This window comes from Dulcicalothrix desertica PCC 7102 (assembly GCF_003991905.1).
In the GTDB taxonomy this organism is placed as follows: Bacteria; Cyanobacteriota; Cyanobacteriia; order Cyanobacteriales; family Nostocaceae; genus Dulcicalothrix; species Dulcicalothrix desertica.
In genome coordinates, this window is the sequence record NZ_RSCL01000028.1 from 75317 (window position 1) to 92000 (window position 16684).

General features: G+C 37.9%; 20 protein-coding genes. 8 read left to right on the forward strand and 12 right to left on the reverse strand.

Going from position 1 to position 16684, the window contains the following annotated elements:
• Positions 1-36 precede the first annotated feature (36 nt).
• Positions 37-1260 carry an acyltransferase family protein gene (locus DSM106972_RS40895; RefSeq protein WP_127086083.1) on the forward strand — a complete coding sequence of 408 codons (1224 nt, stop codon included), beginning with the start codon at positions 37-39 and terminating at the stop codon, positions 1258-1260.
• Positions 1261-1290: 30 nt separating this feature from the next.
• On the opposite strand, the gene DSM106972_RS40900 is transcribed toward DSM106972_RS40895, so the two are convergent.
• On the reverse strand, positions 1291-2040 hold the full coding sequence (locus DSM106972_RS40900) for an ATP-binding cassette domain-containing protein (RefSeq protein WP_127086084.1): 750 nt from the start codon (positions 2038-2040) through the stop codon (positions 1291-1293).
• Between the two features lie 159 nt (positions 2041-2199).
• Here DSM106972_RS40900 and DSM106972_RS40905 point away from each other — a divergent pair, with 159 nt between their 5' ends.
• Both DSM106972_RS40905 and DSM106972_RS40910 read left to right on the forward strand, forming a co-directional pair.
• The gene (locus tag DSM106972_RS40905; protein ID WP_127086085.1) at positions 2200-3378 is read left to right on the forward strand and encodes a sigma-70 family RNA polymerase sigma factor; all 1179 of its coding nucleotides are present in this window, start codon (positions 2200-2202) and stop codon (positions 3376-3378) included.
• On the forward strand, positions 3365-4498 hold the full coding sequence (locus tag DSM106972_RS40910; protein WP_127086086.1) for a DUF1822 family protein: 1134 nt from the start codon (positions 3365-3367) through the stop codon (positions 4496-4498). The genes DSM106972_RS40905 and DSM106972_RS40910 overlap by 14 nt, the downstream gene beginning before the upstream one ends.
• Here DSM106972_RS40910 and DSM106972_RS40915 read toward each other — a convergent pair.
• Entirely contained in the window at positions 4487-4852 is a 366-nt protein-coding gene (locus DSM106972_RS40915) for a hypothetical protein (RefSeq protein WP_127086087.1), read from the reverse strand. The genes DSM106972_RS40910 and DSM106972_RS40915 overlap by 12 nt on opposite strands.
• A 111-nt stretch (positions 4853-4963) precedes the next feature.
• On the opposite strand from DSM106972_RS40915, the gene DSM106972_RS40920 reads away from it, so the two are divergent.
• On the forward strand, positions 4964-6085 hold the full coding sequence (locus DSM106972_RS40920) for a Gfo/Idh/MocA family protein (protein WP_127086088.1): 1122 nt from the start codon (positions 4964-4966) through the stop codon (positions 6083-6085).
• A gap of 71 nt (positions 6086-6156) precedes the next feature.
• Here DSM106972_RS40920 and DSM106972_RS40925 read toward each other — a convergent pair whose 3' ends face one another.
• The 5 genes from DSM106972_RS40925 to DSM106972_RS40945 all read right to left on the reverse strand — a co-directional run bounded on the left by DSM106972_RS40925 (position 6157) and on the right by DSM106972_RS40945 (position 9712).
• Positions 6157-6807, reverse strand: coding sequence for a hypothetical protein (locus DSM106972_RS40925; RefSeq protein WP_127086089.1), 651 nt, complete (start codon positions 6805-6807; stop codon positions 6157-6159).
• Between the two features lie 270 nt (positions 6808-7077).
• A complete protein-coding gene (locus DSM106972_RS40930) occupies positions 7078-7494 on the reverse strand; it encodes a hypothetical protein (protein ID WP_127086090.1) in 417 nt (138 codons plus the stop codon).
• Between the two features lie 106 nt (positions 7495-7600).
• On the reverse strand, positions 7601-7924 hold the full coding sequence (gene trxA / locus DSM106972_RS40935; protein ID WP_073617960.1) for a thioredoxin: 324 nt from the start codon (positions 7922-7924) through the stop codon (positions 7601-7603).
• A gap of 227 nt (positions 7925-8151) precedes the next feature.
• Positions 8152-8943: an MOSC domain-containing protein gene (locus DSM106972_RS40940; protein ID WP_127086091.1), complete on the reverse strand. Its 792-nt coding sequence runs from the start codon at positions 8941-8943 to the stop codon at positions 8152-8154.
• Positions 8944-9004: 61 nt separating this feature from the next.
• Positions 9005-9712 (reverse strand): Uma2 family endonuclease, encoded by a 708-nt coding sequence (locus DSM106972_RS40945; protein WP_127086092.1) that lies wholly within the window; start codon positions 9710-9712, stop codon positions 9005-9007.
• A gap of 343 nt (positions 9713-10055) precedes the next feature.
• Between DSM106972_RS40945 and DSM106972_RS40950 the strand changes: the two genes are divergently transcribed.
• From DSM106972_RS40950 to DSM106972_RS40965, 4 genes are all read left to right on the forward strand, one after another.
• Entirely contained in the window at positions 10056-10904 is an 849-nt protein-coding gene (locus tag DSM106972_RS40950) for a hypothetical protein (protein WP_145837666.1), read from the forward strand.
• A 64-nt stretch (positions 10905-10968) separates the two neighbouring features.
• On the forward strand, positions 10969-11946 hold the full coding sequence (locus DSM106972_RS40955) for a cysteine synthase A (RefSeq protein ID WP_127086094.1): 978 nt from the start codon (positions 10969-10971) through the stop codon (positions 11944-11946).
• Positions 11947-11992: 46 nt separating this feature from the next.
• On the forward strand, positions 11993-12331 hold the full coding sequence (locus tag DSM106972_RS40960) for a (2Fe-2S) ferredoxin domain-containing protein (protein ID WP_127086095.1): 339 nt from the start codon (positions 11993-11995) through the stop codon (positions 12329-12331).
• Between the two features lie 12 nt (positions 12332-12343).
• Positions 12344-13003, forward strand: coding sequence for a DUF5331 domain-containing protein (locus DSM106972_RS40965; RefSeq protein WP_127086096.1), 660 nt, complete (start codon positions 12344-12346; stop codon positions 13001-13003).
• A gap of 12 nt (positions 13004-13015) precedes the next feature.
• Here the strand turns inward: DSM106972_RS40965 and ypfJ are convergent, their stop codons facing one another.
• The 5 genes from ypfJ to DSM106972_RS40990 all read right to left on the reverse strand — a co-directional run bounded on the left by ypfJ (position 13016) and on the right by DSM106972_RS40990 (position 16678).
• Positions 13016-13870, reverse strand: coding sequence for a KPN_02809 family neutral zinc metallopeptidase (gene ypfJ / locus DSM106972_RS40970; RefSeq protein WP_127086097.1), 855 nt, complete (start codon positions 13868-13870; stop codon positions 13016-13018).
• A 121-nt stretch (positions 13871-13991) separates the two neighbouring features.
• The gene (locus DSM106972_RS40975) at positions 13992-14630 is read right to left on the reverse strand and encodes a plasmid pRiA4b ORF-3 family protein (protein WP_233787424.1); all 639 of its coding nucleotides are present in this window, start codon (positions 14628-14630) and stop codon (positions 13992-13994) included.
• Positions 14620-15396, reverse strand: a complete 777-nt coding sequence (locus DSM106972_RS40980; protein WP_233787425.1) for a hypothetical protein — start codon at positions 15394-15396, stop codon at positions 14620-14622. The genes DSM106972_RS40975 and DSM106972_RS40980 overlap by 11 nt, the downstream gene beginning before the upstream one ends.
• Positions 15397-15422: 26 nt before the next feature.
• Entirely contained in the window at positions 15423-16028 is a 606-nt protein-coding gene (locus DSM106972_RS40985; RefSeq protein ID WP_019488911.1) for a vWA domain-containing protein, read from the reverse strand.
• A gap of 44 nt (positions 16029-16072) precedes the next feature.
• Positions 16073-16678 (reverse strand): vWA domain-containing protein, encoded by a 606-nt coding sequence (locus DSM106972_RS40990; protein ID WP_127086126.1) that lies wholly within the window; start codon positions 16676-16678, stop codon positions 16073-16075.
• Positions 16679-16684 lie beyond the last annotated feature (6 nt).

Sequence of the window (16684 nt, forward strand, 5' to 3'; positions counted from 1 at the left end):
TACCTAATAACGTACTTAATTTGAAATTTGATTATTATGCGACTTACTTCACTTGATGTCTTTCGTGGCATTACGATAGCTGGGATGATTCTTGTTAATATGGCTAGTATTGCTGAACCGGATGTATATGCTCCCTTGGTTCATGCTAGTTGGAATGGGTGTACACTTGCTGACTTGGTGTTTCCCTTCTTTTTATTCATAGTTGGTGTAGCAATGGCTTTTTCGTTCGCTAAGTATACTGATACGAAAATCCAAGTGGCAAGAGAACGTGAAGCGAATGTAGCATATCAAGGTTCCGGCGCCAGTGTATCAGTGTCATCTAAAGCACCAGCACAACAAAAGTCTTTAACTCCGCCTTATGGAAAAATATTTCGTCGTGCGTTAATATTATTTGCCTTGGGATTATTTTTGAACGGGTTTTGGAACAAAGGCCCGTGGACTTTCAATTTTGATAGTCTTCGCTATATGGGAGTGTTGCAACGCATTAGTTTATCGTATCTGTTTGCGTCACTCATTGTTTTGACATTACCTAAAAAAGCAACATGGGTAGTTGCTGGTTTACTACTTGTTGGTTATTGGTTAGCAATGATGTATGTACCTGTTCCAGGTTTTGGAGCGGGTATTTTAGATGAAACTAACCCAGGTGCAAATTTTGCAGCATTTATTGACCGCTCTATTATACCTGCAGCGCATTTACATGCGAGCTTTAAAAATTTAGGCGACCCCGAAGGGTTATTTAGTACCATTCCTGCTATTGTTAGTGTTTTACTTGGTTTCTTTACAGGTCAATGGATACGTACACAGCCTGTTAAAACACGTACAAGTATAGGATTAGCATTATTTGGAATAGCTTGTTTAATAGTTGGTTTAGCTTGGAGCTTTGTATTCCCGATAAACAAAAAACTTTGGACAAGTTCATACGTAGTATATACAACAGGAACCGCTTTACTATTACTTTCAGCTTGCTATGAACTAATTGAAGTACAGGGTATAAAAAAATGGGGAGAGAGTTTTAAAATATTAGGTATGAACGCTATCGCTATTTTTGTCGCCTCAGTATTATTAATTAAAGTGTTAGTCAGAACTATTATAGGCACAGGTTCAGAGGCGCCTAGCGCATATAATTTTATCTATAAAAACTACTTTGCATCTTGGGCAGGAGCAGTAAACGGTTCATTTCTATTTGCCTTCGCTACTTTATTATTATGGTTCGGTGCCGCTTGGATAATGTATCGTCAACGCTGGTTCATTAAAATATAATTATATGTAAAGACGTTACATGTAACGTCTCTACGATGAATATTCCAGGCATTGTAAAAACGCTTTGGCTTCAGGATGTTGAGAATTGCGGAACTGTTGCGGCGCCTCTAGTACAATTAATTCACCTTGGTGCATCAACCCAATACGCGAAGATAAAACAAATGCTTCTTGGATATCGTGAGTTACAAAAACAACCGTTTTTCCCAAATTTTGCTGTAAACGCTTAAATTCTCGTTGAATTTCTAACCTCGTTATTGGATCTAATGCTCCAAACGGTTCATCCATTAACAGCATAGGAGGGTCAGCAGCAAGCGCTCTGGCAACACCAACTCGTTGTCTTTGTCCTCCCGAAAGTTCATGTGGATAACGTTGGGCAAAAGTCGAAGGTTCCAAACCTACCAAATTTAATAACTCATGTGCGCGTGTTTTTATTTGCTTTGGTTTCCATTTTTCTAATGACGGTACTAAACCAATATTACGTTCAACTGTAAAGTGCGGAAATAAGCCTGTTTCTTGAATAACATATCCTATTCGGCGCCGAAGTTTAATTTCATCCCATTGCGTTGTTGGTATATCATCGAATAATACCTCACCCTCAGTAGGCGCCAAAAGTCGATTAATCAATTTCATCGTCGTAGTCTTACCGCTACCACTACGCCCAAGTAACACCAATGCCTCACCTTTATATATACTAAAGTTTAAATTAGATACTAAAGCACGATTATTACGACGCAGTGTAACATTACGGAACTCAACGGCTACTTGCTTTTCTTGGGTCATACAATACTATATATCATAATTGAATACGATTATGTTGGGTTACGCAAAGCCTCCACCCAACCTACATGCTATCAGGACGGAATGTATAATTGAATTCTTGTAGTAAACTAACGGGCAGGCGCCTGCCTAAATAAATAATTTAATATTAAATGTGAGTGTATGTATTCCCGGCAAAGCATTATTGACAAATTTTCAACTTTTATTCAATTCGATGCGGAACGTTTCCAAACTTGGATAAAAGATGGTAGGTTGCGTCGGAGTATTCAAAGCTGTATAAATAAAAATCCAGAAGAGACTTCAGATAATGTTTGGGCTATATATTGGTATAAACGTTGGCAGAAAGAACAGTTAAGTATTGCCCAGCAACATTTGAATGCGTATCTCCAAGAACCTTGTTATTGGAGTTCGCAGAAGCTAGCACAAAGTTTTAGTGCTACTCAATATTCTTTAGCTGACTTTTTCCAAATTGGTATTATACAAGTTGAGCGTATACTCAAAGGGTTTAATCCTAGTCAGGGTTTTGTCCTTAAAAATTATGCTAGTACTATTTTTAGTTCGATTATTCGCGAAACACTACGTCAACGTCACGAAGTTGATATTTGTTCGACTTGGGGAATGTTGCGGAAAACCAGCCAAAAACGTTTGATAGAGTCTTTAGAAGGAGCAGGGTTATCTAAAGAAACGATAACTAACTATACTAATGCTTTTAACTGTTATCAATTGATATACGTTCCATCTCAAACCAACACCAGCCGTAAGCTTGCACGTCCCGATGATAAAACGTGGGATGCTATAACAAAAGCATACAATATGCAGGCGCCTTCTAATGTCAGCGCCCAAACGTTAGAAAGCTGGATGCAAACCTGTGCTTCATCGATACGTAATTTTTTGTATCCACCAGTAACTTCTATAAATACATCTACAGGAAGTGAAGATACTTATGAAATTATCGATAATATACCTAGTAATGAAAATTCTCCATTAGTAGAGATAATAGCCGAAGAAGAACAGCAAGCTCGTAATTCTCAACTTTCTGAGATTGGTCAAGTATTAGTTGAGGCAGTTAATAAGCTTGAACTAGAAGCGCAACAAATTTTAAAGCTTTATTATATTCAAGGACTGACGCAGCAGCAAATTGCTAAGAAGCTCGATATTCCACAGTATACGGTATCGCGGCGCCTGAATAAAATACGCGAAGGTTTACTCAAAGCAGTTTTTACTTGGAGTAAAGAAAAACTGCATATAACTATTACGTCGGACATACTTAAGAGTATGAACTCGGTTATTGAACAATGGTTACAGGTTTATTATAGTAGTGGCGCCTATGTTAGTAATTAACGATTTAATTTTAGAAATACCACAGCAAGCTTTTGACGAAGCTTGGGATAGTCAAGTTTATTCTAATTCTACTGCCCGTTATCAAGCGTATATAAATGAACTTTGCCTAAGTAGTATCTTGCCCTGGTTACAACAAGATAATCGAACTCAGGCAAAGGTATTTTATAATACCACTGCATCACCCAGCTTTTGGGAACTGGTTAATGGGACCGTTATAAATGTAGACTCGATGAGAATTGTTTTAGTTCCACAAGAAACTATTGATTTGAGCGAGTTACGAGTTCCTCAAGAATGGGTAGATATACCCGGTTTAGTTGGAGATTATTATTTAGGAGTGCAAGTTATACCCGAAGATAGATGTATTCGTGTTTGGGGTTACTGTACACATTTACAACTTAAAATGTCAGGGATATATGATTCTTACACTCGAACTTATGCGGTTGATGCGAGTGATGTTAACGACATAAATATATTTACTTTTGCCATATCTTCTGAATTTATTGAACCAACTCGTGCAGAAGTGTCATCTTTACCAGCTTTATCTACTACGGTTGCTCAAAATTTAATTACACGTCTTGGGAATTCTGGTATTGTATCACCTCGTCTTGAAATTCCTTTTCAAACATGGGGCGCCTTAATTGAAAATGGGGGTTGGCGCCGAAGTTTATATCAGCATCGAATTGGGCAACCAGAACAATCTATAATTGAGTGGCTACGAAACGGTGTGACGCAAGCTGCACAACAGTTAGGTTGGGGCAATCTTAATTTACAACATCTTGGCGCCGCACGAAGTATTGAGCAAATGGCGCCTAACAGTATTTTGGCACGACAATTAACAATAGCAGGGCAAATATATGAATTGCGGATAATTCCTCAAGTTAACGAAGAATATACAACATGGCGATTTGAACTGCGCTCAGGTGGAGTGGGTATTATTCCCGGAGGTTTTAAGTTGAGACTACTAACAGAAGATTTACAACCTTTCCCTGATAACGAAGATATTGCTACGACAGCGACAGAACAATTGTTCGTAGAAGTAGCTTTAGAACCAGGGGAAGGAATAGTTTGGGAGATTGAACCAGTTCCAGAAAATTATGACCAAGAGATTTTAAGATTTTAAAGTTTCAAGGGCTTTGCTTTTTTGTAAGTCTATCACCAAATTGTCACTATCACGTCGAGCTTCCCAGGCGCCGAAGTTCCACCTTCCTATATTCCACTCTCCATGCATATAATTCTCATCTTCTGAAATTGTGCCAGTATATGTTATTGCTGCGGAAGAAGTCGTAATGTAACGTTTGATAAAACTAATACTTCGTCCAACTACTTTACCTTGAAGACGTGCTTCCCCCAAATAGCAGTCATCTAAAACATTACCGCTTAAAGTATTACCACTTTGAATAAGTGCTATTTCAAAGCGAGTTGGTGTCCCTAGTTGCCAGTACGTACCCAACCAAGTGCCATTTACATCTGCCATAAGCTTTATAAATATGGAGCTATTACTTATGGCTATTTTAATATGCCCTATTCAGGTAGAGTTATATAAAGTAGGAGAATTAAGAATTTCGTTTATAAAATAAGTTTATTTATGGCGCCAGCTTCAGAATCAAATCAAAATGCGATTGGTGTAGCAGTAATTGGAACGGGGTTTGGGAATAAAGTTCATATTCCTGGATTTCAAGCACACCACCGTACCCAAGTAGCAGCAGTTTATCATCGCGATTTAGAAAAAGCCAAGCAGATTGCGACTGCAAACAATATACCCTATGCCAGCAATAATATAACTCATATTGTAAGTTTACCTGAAGTTGATGCAGTTAGTATATCAACGCCGCCATTCCTCCACTACGAAATGGCAAAAACTGTTTTAGAAGCAGGTAAACATCTACTGCTAGAAAAGCCTGTCACTTTAAATGTCAATGAAGCTATAGAATTATATCATTTGGCAAATCAAAAAGGAGCAACTGCCACAGTAGACTTTGAATTCCGGTTTATACCTGGGTGGCAATTCTTCGCAGAACTGTTAGAACAAAAATATGTAGGAAATAAGCGTTTAATTAGAATAGACTGGTTAGGCGCCTCACGTGCAGACGCAAGTCGTCCTTGGAACTGGTACTCACGTAAAGACCAGGGAGGAGGAGCATTAGGTTCATTAGGTTCCCATGCATTTGACTATATACATTGGTTATTTGGCCCAGTAAATAAACTTAGTGCAAATTTAACTACTGCTATTCCAAATCGTGTAGACCCCAGTACTGGGGAACTAAAAGCAGTAGATAGCGATGACACATGTATGTTGATGCTGGAACTAGCAGATGGAACACCGTGTCAACTCACAATTAGCGCAGTTGTACACGCACATCGTCCCCATTGGGTAGAAGTATATGGAGATGAGGGAACATTAGTATTAGGCAGCGAAAACCAGAAAGATTATGTAAATGGATTTCATGTTCTAGGAAATAAAGTAGGGAAACCGCAAGCAGAAATAGAAATACCCAACCATTACTTGTTTCCCAAAAATTACGCAGACGGTAGAATATCAGCATTTATTCGTGTTATTGATAACTGGGTAAAAGCTATCGACCAAAAACAACCAATCACACCTTTATTGCGTGAAGGAGTATATTCACAACTTCTAATGGACTTAGCACACGAATCTAACGAAAAATCTCAATGGGTATACGTTCCAGACCTAACCACCCTTATTTAAATCGCAGCTAATCTATTACAATATCTTGAAATCTCTCCGCTTTAAAAAAACGGAGATTCTAATTAAGCTGTTTATCTACTGGTGCCAATCATTAGCCGTCGGCGCCGCATCAAACCAGCGTAAGTTATACCCACAGCAACCAAAGTCAAACCAATTGTTGGTTCTGGTACTTTTTGTGGAACTTGAATAGAACCGCTCACTAGAGCTTGCCCTCTTAAGAGAATAGTTTCTCCCAAAGTAACTTTGTCTTCTTCAGAAAAATCAAGTATACCAGTAGCACCTTGAAATATGCCCTCGCCGCCAGTGATATTTAAAATACCAGAGCCTTTAGCAGTTAGTTTTTCAAAGTCAATTTTTGCCCCAGCATCAGCGGTTCCAAATAACTTGTTTGCCCCGTCTCCAAAGGTAATAAAGCCTTGTGGATAGCCTTGCAAACCATATATTGTTGGGTCTACGTTAAAGCGGACTTCTCCGGTAGCTACGTTAGTTTTAGAGTATACCAGCCCGCCGTATGTATCTAAGCCATAAGGCGCGTCAGTACTTACAGCACTCTCAATTACCTCTGCAAGGTCGTCAACTATAGGCTTAATCTTAATTGTTGTTTCGTAATTACCGCTAAATGGGTAAATAGTTTGCGCGTTTGTTCTAGCTGCACCCGAAACAAAATTAAGTAAAGTCAGGACTAGTGGAAAAAACCACACACCATGTTGTCGGAGTATCATTTGCAAGCCTCCAATATTGAAAAAATATTAATTTTCATAAAAAGGCTATCTTAACGTATACGAGTTAATGATTAAATAGCTTTTTTTACTCAACTTATTAATAAATATCAAATCCTAAGTTCGTTTGCTATTAACAATCTTTTGATTAACTTGTGAATTTTTTTGTTGTTGCAATAAACCACATTCCGCGCCTTCATCACAAGTTCATTAGTACTTAAAAAGTTTTCAGGAAATAGTGAAATTGGCGCCACCCTACTCAAACGCTCGTTATCAATTCTTGAACTCGCTACCATTCGGAATGAGTGACAGAAAAGTTTGTTCCAAATGGTGTTTGTATAACTTGTAATTTATGTAAAACAGAATCAAATTGTAATTTTTTTTTAATAGCGGGTTATTAAGGAGTTTTTGAGTAAATTTTACCGGAGCATAAAATCTAGCTTTTGCACGTATTGGCATTGTCCAAATATCAATATCTGGATGTTCATCCATAAAGCTGAGAATATCAATAACTTCAGCGGTTGCGTAAATTCCTGCATCTTTTCCGGCAATCCAAATTAATACATTATCTGATGGTTTAATTTCTTTTGTGTATCGAGTGACTAGCCAATAGATAATATCTAGCTTATGTATTGCGTCTTTAATACTGCTTGAAAAGTCCAGTATTGCATTGTAAAATTCCTGGTTCACATAGTTTATAATATAATTTGTTTTCAGGATTGTGTGGTATTTTTTATTAAATTTAAAAAAATGGTTTTATGTTGGGTTACGCTGTCGCTTTACCCAACCTACATTGTTAGAGTAGAGTTTTTACAGCATCGCTGAATTTTTCATAAGGTGATACTCCAACAATGGTTTCCATTAAGTTTCCATCTTTGTAAATCATTACTGCTGGAATACTGCGGATACCTAACCTTTTGGCAAGAGTTTTACTTTGGTCTAAGTCTACTTTCGCTACTTTGACGGTACCTTCAAATTCTTGAGCTAACTTATCCATCATTGGAGCGACCATTTTACATGGTCCACACCAACTAGCTGTAAAATCAAATACAACTACTCCACTATCAGCAGTTATAATTGAGTCAAATTCTTCTTCTTTAATGTATGCAACTGTCTGCATAGATGCTCCTAGCGTTTGATAATTACTTGAATATAAACCTTTATCTATCCGAAAAGCCCTTTACTTTTCTTTCTATCTATACATCGCATTGTACTAAGTTTTGTATAGCTGGTGTACATATGAATCAAAACTTAAAAAAACTTAATAATTTAGCAAGACTTAGAAACCGGGTTTCTTTATTAAAAACTTGTAATAAAAATAAAGATTTTGTTTAGAAACCCGGTTTCTTATGGCAAAATATGAATTTTATCGTCAATTGAAATTAATTTTGCTTCTTCAGAGGTTGGTATACGAGTATTGACTGCTAAACGGAAAAAATGGTTAAAGCGTGACTTATTTGACCATTTTGGCAATGTTTGGCGCCTTTGTACAACAAAAGTTTTTTGGAAATTAGGTAGCTGTGTACCTGTTTGGGTGTTCCGAGTGACAACAACACAACGTTGACAAGGGTTAACACCAATAAATTTTACGTCTCCAATTTGAAAGTCAACAGTTTGGTTTGCTTCTGTAAATAAACAATCTTCCCAAAAAGCAGGGACACTACTAATTTCGATATTGCTACGAAACCGTAAACGCACCTCTTCTACATCGAGTTGAGGATACCATGATGCAACAGCTTCAAGTGTCGCAGTACTAATAATCGTCGGGCCAGGAGAAACAGTATCATCAGGAAACCCCATATCTAAATTTTGCTTTATCTGGACAGGGAAACCAAAGTACTCACTCAACCATCCTTCAAAAGCTTTACGTTCATCTTTAATATGAAACGTTACTTCAGCGAATTTAGGCGCCGACACAGTAACAGTGTTATTATTTAAATCAAATCGAGAACGTATTGCATGAACACGTTGATTAGACTTACCATTGACAAAATTACCCGATTCATCAACAATAGCAAACTCACGGTCAAATTGTAAGGCGCCACTATTCAAAATCCTTACACTCTCAACTTCAACTCCATCTAAAGCCTTAATCGGATAAATAAATAATTTTGAAACAAAAGGAATAATATTATTCATTTAAAAACCTCGTAGAGACGTTACATGTAACGTCTCTACATTATAGGTAATTAACCGGACATTATAGTTCAATGCCTCTTTCTTGTAATTGCCTTAACAGATCTTGGTAACGTTGACGTTCAAGTTCAGCTTGTTGTTCTGCGGATTGAGCGCGTTGTTCTGCTTCTTCACGCTTTTGTTTTTCTAGTTGACGCTCAAGGTCAATTTCAACGGGTGTTAAAAAAAGGCGCCCATCTGGACGATAAATTTCTAATGTTATTGTTAATACAAACCTAATTTTTAAACGTGGACTTGTCCAACCATTTATATTAGCAATCGGTACTAACCTGTTATTCGCGCGCGTCCAACCTTGTAAGTTATTTGTTTCTGGGTCATAAAGATAATACTCTTCTACACCGTATTTTTCATAAAAGTCACGCTTCAAATCCATTTCTGGTTTATTGTTGCTTGGTGACAATATTTCAAAGACCACCTGTGGCGCAATATTTCCTTCTAAATGCTGTAAATATGAACCGCGATAACCCTTCGGTCTACCAAATACTACCATGACATCTGGCGCGCAGCATTTCTGACTTCCTTTAATCGGATACCATAATAGGTCTCCAGCAATGAATATATCTTGAATTGCTGCAAACAGCATTTCTAAATTTTCTTTAATTTTTACTATCCATTCATACTGTAATGTATTATCTGCCATTGGTTGACCGTCGCTTTCTGGGTAAATAAATCCTTCATCAGCGGTCGAACCATATGTAACTTGTCGTACCATATTGCAGCACCTCCAACTCCACGAGGTAGTTATCCTTAGTTTAGATGGTAGATCCAGAATTTTCCACCGCATCGTTAGGTAGTAAGATACTACGTACAATATATTTACTAGTTAGTTATATATGCCAGATTTTTAACTGGTATACAAGGTTAGGTAGCAAATAGCACAGTGGGAATACTTGTCGCTATTATTTTGTGCGCCAATGGCGCACAAAAATCGTAATACAAATATACGGGTGCGATAATTCTTCTCTATGTATAGTTATATAAACATATGACTCATAAAGTTAAATTAAGCGTAGGAAAGCGGGATAATAATTTAAGCTTATCTTGTTCGTATGCTTATGGTCTCAATATACGATAGCAACCCGAATAGAGTCGTCGAAGCGATTGAGTTGGTGGATGATGAGTTATGGCAGCAGTCTGTGAAACTTAAAAATAAATGGCGCCTGGATAATTCTAACCAATTAATCAACATACAAACACCCACTGCTCATTTGATACAACATATCAAGTCATATGCGAACGATTATCATTTGGCAAAGTCGATAGCGCATTTTAGCGATGCGGGTGAATTGTACGAACCATATGTAAAGCTGGTTGAGCAATGGGTTGAAACTACTGCTCATCATTATGAGTTAACGCCAGAAGTGTTAAAAGCCAAGGTTAATATTATGTTGGCACGAATTGCCCAGCATGATAAAAAGATACGTCGTATACGTATAGGGTTAGGCGCCTTATCTGTAGTATGTACAGCATGGATGGGTTTTAATATTTACGATAATATCGGAGTTAGTAAACAGCGCTCAATAATTGAGCAACAGTTGGGGCAAGTGAATACTACATATAATCAGGTGTATTCAGAAGCGTTAAAGAGCTTTCCTGCTAAAAAGTCAAGAGGTATTTGGGGTTTTGCTAAGTATGTGGTTGGATATCAAGACCCACCACCCGATAGTTTATCTAAAGTCGAAATTCCTCAAAACCTGACTGTTGAGCAGGAAGAGTTGTTAGACAAGTTGAAAAGAGCTACTCAACAAAGAAAAATTGTTTTAAATGAATCGAATAAATTGGGTAGTAAACAAAGTAAAATTGCTACAGCGATTGTTTTTAGCAGTTTGATGTTGATTTTTATCCCTTTGTATGGTTGGATATGGATTCCCGTAAATCGGAAGACGCAATATCGGCGCCTTTGAATAATGCCAGAAACTTACCTGAATGAGTGAAAATTTTTATATGTGAAGATACAAGGTAAGTAAAATGGATATTAAAGACGGATTTGTTGGTACAGTTGGCAATACACCCCTAATTCGACTCAAGAGTTTTAGTGAGGAAACGGGGTGTAATATTTTAGCGAAGGCAGAATTTCTGAATCCTGGAGGTTCTGTTAAAGACCGTGCTGCGCTGTATATTATTAAAGATGCCGAAGAGAAAGGTTTGCTTAAACCTGGTGGAACTGTAGTTGAAGGTACTGCGGGTAATACTGGTATTGGATTAGCTCATATATGTAACGCCAAGGGTTATAAGTGTTTGATTATTATTCCCGATACACAATCGCAGGAAAAAATGGATGCATTACGCGCGTTAGGTGCGGAAGTGCGACCAGTTCCAGCGGTACCATATAAAGACCCAAATAATTATGTTCGACTTTCGGGTAGAGTTGCGTCGGAGATGGAAAACGCTATTTGGGCAAACCAATTTGATAATTTAGCAAACCGTCGCGCACATTATGAGACTACAGCACGAGAAATTTGGGAACAAACGGATGGCAAGGTTGATGGATGGATTTGTGCGACTGGTACGGGTGGAACGTTTGCTGGGGTTTCGATGTTTTTAAAAGAAAAAAATCCTGACATTAAATGTGTACTCGCTGACCCAATGGGCAGTGCCCTATATAGTTATGTTAAGACTGGTGAGTTACATATGGAGGGTAGTTCTATTACTGAGGGTATTGGTAATAGTCGCGTTACGGCAAATATGCAGGATTTGAAAGCTGACGATGCGATTCAAGTTCACGACGAAGACGCGATTAAGGTTGTTTACCAATTATTACGCAAAGAAGGTTTATTAATGGGTGGTTCCACAGGTATTAATGTAGCAGGCGCCGTAGCTTTGGCGAAACAATTGCCACCTGGGTCTACCATTGTAACTATACTTTGTGATAGCGGCGCCCGTTATCAGTCTAGAATTTTCAACCCTGAGTGGCTGAAATCAAAAGGACTTTCACCAGATAATTAAAGTGGAACAGGCATCAAAAGCCTGTTCATTTATTCTAAAATTAAAAATGAGCGCAGTATCTTCTTCCAATTCTTTGCCTACACCAGAGTCTGAGTATTCTCGGTGTGTACGAGTCTGTCAAAACCGTGCTTGTCGTAAAGCTGGCGCCAAATCTGTGTTAGAAGCTTTTCAATCACATCCTGTTGATAATGTCAATATTACAGCAAGTAGTTGTTTAGGACAATGCGGTAATGGCCCGATGGTATTAGTTGTACCTGATATGGTATGGTACTGTGGTGTACGAGTAGAGGAAGTACCGTTGGTTGTTGAGCAGCATTTACAAAAAAATCAAAGAGTCGAAAAAATGCTTTATGCTCGCTTCCATCCAAAGGGTGAAAATAATTAAGACTTTAAATCAATGAATATCCAGGAGTTGCGTCAATCGTTAAAACAAAAGTGGCTATACTATTACCAAGAAAATTGCCACTGGTTAGAAAAAATGCAAATTTGGGCAGTGTTTGATGGAGAACGGCGCCCATTATCTAGTTTTATATTAGCTACAGTTACGGTATTAGAACCAAACTTAGTTGACATTTTACCACTGCTTGTAGATTTAAATACAAATCCAGACGATATGATAGCAGCATTAGGTCTTAATTTTAATCCTGAAAACGAACTTAAAAAACTTAATAATGATAATGATAATCTAAATAAACGTACACAAGCACCAGAAGAAAGTAGCTATAAACATCCTGAAAATAACCCAGTACAAATTATCCATATTACACCGAATAATTCATTACAACATCAGATGGTAGCAGTCGGGACTTCGTGTCGAAATGAAATTAAATCATTACAATCAGTAACGCTTGTAACTCAAAGTTCTATACGTGATATACCAGTATCAGCAGTAGCAATTGCACCACCAATAACTAGTAATTATAAGCTGGCGCCAGAAATACGCGAAAAAGTAAATCAACTATCAACCGTCAACCGTCGTAAGTTAGCAAATTGGATTGATGAATTTTGCCAAGGTCGTGACTGGGATAAAGATGAATCTACTTTTATCCCATTTTAGTTAAATTTTTGATTAAATATTTTGTTGAAAAGTATCGCACTGGTCAATATTACCCGATTGAATACCACGTTTAAACCAAGTTACTCGCTGTGCAGAACTACCGTGAGTAAACGAGTCGGGTACTACATAACCCTGTGAACGTTCTTGTAAACGGTCGTCTCCAATACTGCTAGCAGCATTAATTGCTTCTTCGATATCACCTTGTTCTAAAATTTGGCGTGACCTTTGTGCGCGATTTGCCCAAACTCCTGCAAAACAGTCAGCTTGTAATTCTAATCGTACCGAAAGCTGATTTGCTTGGGTTTTACTAGCTCGACTTTGTAAACTGCGAACTTTATCAGAAATACCAAGTTGGTTTTGGACGTGATGTCCCACTTCATGAGCTATAACATACGCTTGAGCAAAATCTCCAGGCGCCTGAAATTTATTTTTCAAATCTCGGTAAAAACTCAAGTCAATATAAACTTTTTCATCAGCAGGGCAATAAAAAGGCCCAACCGCAGAACTCGCCAAACCACAAGCAGATTCAACTCTACCTGAAAATAAAACTAACTTTGGTTCAACATAATTTCGTCCATTTTCTCTGAATACTTGATTCCAAACATCTTCTGTATCAGCTAAAACCACAGATACAAACTCAGCAGCTTGGTCTTCTGATGCAGAACGAGGGGAACGAGGAGAATTTACAGGAGGATTATTAGTTCTTGAACCTCCTTGCTGTAATATTACACTAGGGTCGCCACCTAACAGCGCCACAATTAGCGATAATACTAATGCCCCAATACCACCACCCACTACAGGCCCACTTATCGAGGCGCCACGACGATCTTCAACATTATCACTTCGACGACCCAGTTGCCAACGCATAGTTTTCTCAACTTTATACTCAACTACTCCCTACTTGGATGCATATTAAGTTTATTTATCTATAAAAGTCTTCTACCCAAAGGGCAAATTGTAGTAGAATCTAATCATTCCATAGTGTTAATTATTCTTCTTCCCAATCTTCATCATCTTGATAATACTGTACAGGCATCTCTCCGTGACTCTCTAAAATTTTTGGTTCTGCGAGAGCTATATCCATTGGATTAATTTTTTCTAATATGATATTGAATTTCCAACTATCGCCAAAATCATAAATAAAAGTTATATTTACGCCAGTTTGTAAACACAATTCACCAATCAAATAGTCTTCACTACTTTCAAGTTGTCTCATATAAGGATGACCGAGTTTTATAATGCTGCCATAACGGTCTTTATATGTAAACTCATACAAATGTTCATAATCAAAATTATACGCATCAAGTATTATATCAGCCAAATCGCATAGTTGTAAATTCGCTGGTACTGAAATACGGCGCCAAATATTGCCAAGAGATACCTTAAAGATATAAATACCATCAGCAAATTCAAGTTCTGATAAAAGTAAATTATTTTCCCACTCTGGAAAATATGTTTGAAAATAAGACTTTAATATTCCAAATTTTGTTCCATTCTCATCATCAGAGTCTAACTCTTCATCTAATTCTTCAATTATTTTGTGTAAACCTTGATTGTTGATGCAAATGGATTTCCCATAATGGAGGCGAAGCGTAGATGCACTATTTATATTACAACTAACTGGCACCCATTGGATAACAGTTGGGAATAAATGCTTCTCCTGTTTCTTGATTTTGAAACCCTCTATTGATTCCGGCGCCGTATAATCCAATTAGATTGTCTTCTATCCATTTAGCAGTTTCAGGATGCCCTAATTCGTTACACGAGTGTAGAGCAGCTATCCAACTTGCTAATACATGTGAATCATGTAGATGTACAGCGTAAAGTCCTTGCCAAATATTTCCAGGTACTGTAACTGGACTGGTAATAGTTTTTAATTTAGCTTCGGCGCCGTATGGCTCTATAATTTGGTTTTTTACTACTATAATTTTGCCAATATCTGATGCTGTTTCACCTTGCCAAGTGACAGTGCCATTTAATTCGTAATCCCATTGAGCGATAAAGTTAACTATTATGTATTGTAGCCACTCAATATATTTATAAAATTTTTCATGACCGTTCCATTCTATGCCACGTCCATTAAAAATTGGTTGCCACTGACAGTATAGTCCTGGTTGTCCTTTAGGAGGACGGTTATCGTCAATAATTGATGCGTCTGCTTCTGGGTGAGACTCGTTAATAAAGTAACATCCTTCGTTACCTAATGGTAAACTAACAGCGTCGCGAAGCGAATCAGGAATTGTAGTCAGCATTGCTTCGTTGCGCTTAACTCTTCGGGTACGAGCAAATTCCAATAGGTAAAGTACTTGAAAGTCATATAAAGGACGGTCAAGTTCAAAGTTACCAGTAAATGTAGTTGTGTATCCCATAAATTTTTTTTGTGGGACAGGCATTATGGCCTATCCCTATATAATAGAATTTAATCGTTGATTGCATTTAACAACACTTCAGATAAGCTCATATCTTCCATATCTTCCATTGTAATTGTGTCACAAATATCAAACTTGGCGCCTGCGCTTTGCAGTTCGTCATCTAATACTTTTAAAAAGCGTGTTGCTTGCTGGTCGGTTCCAACTTGAATAAAAGAAAGTGCTAATTCCTCATCACGTTCCATACGTCGAGATGCTTCGATAATGACTCGCATTACAGCTTTACGGTCGTCGGGTTCTCCGTCGGTTATGACTAAAATGGTTTCTCCGTTTGGTTTGGTTTGACCGACGTTTTTACGTTCAAAGTAATTATCTGTGGCGTGTTTTAATACACCTGCTAAGTCCGTGGTTCCCGAAGGGTCATTTTCTACAAAGATTTGGGAAACTTTGTTGGAAGTTACGTTTTCGTAGCGTTTGAATTTACCTGAAAAGACGTAAACAGTAATGCCATCTGGGTCAAATTGTTCACACTTACTCGCTAATGCAAAAGTAGATTCTTGTGCTGTGAACCAGCGGTTTTTGCCTCCTTTTTGGTCAGGAGTTGCCATACTACCACTCTTATCAATGATTAATGTGTAATCACGATTTTCTAACATCGTTATATTCTCCTATATTAATTATTCACATTCCTTTGTAAATATTAATCGTTTATTGCGTTCATTAAAATTTCTGCAAGACTCATGTCTTCCATGTCATCTAACGTCACAGTATCACAAATATCGAACTTGGCGCCGACTCCAGTCAACTGGTCGTCTAACGCTTTCAGGAATTTTGTAGCTGAGGGGTCTGAACCAACTTGAATTAAAGTAATTGCTAATTCTTCGTCTCGCTCCATTTGTCGAGATGCGTTAATTATTACCTCGAATACGGCTTTTCTATCGTCTGGCTCGCCGTCTGTTACTACTATTATAGTCTCACCATTTGGTTTTGTTTGACCCGAAGCTTTACGCTGGAAATAATTATCTGTCGCATTTTGTAACACACCCGCTAAGTTTGTAGTTCCTGCTGGGTCATTTTCCATAAATATTTGTGCGACTTTCTGTGAAGTTACATCATCATAACGTTTAAACTTCCCTGAGAATACGTATACAGTAATTCCATCGGGGTCAAATTGCTCACATTTACGTGCCAAGGCAAGCGTAGATTCCTGCGCGATATCCCAGCGACTTTTACCTCCCACTTGGTCGGGGGTGGACATACTGCCGCTTTTGTCGATAATTAGTGTGTAATCACGGTTACTTGTCATGTCAGT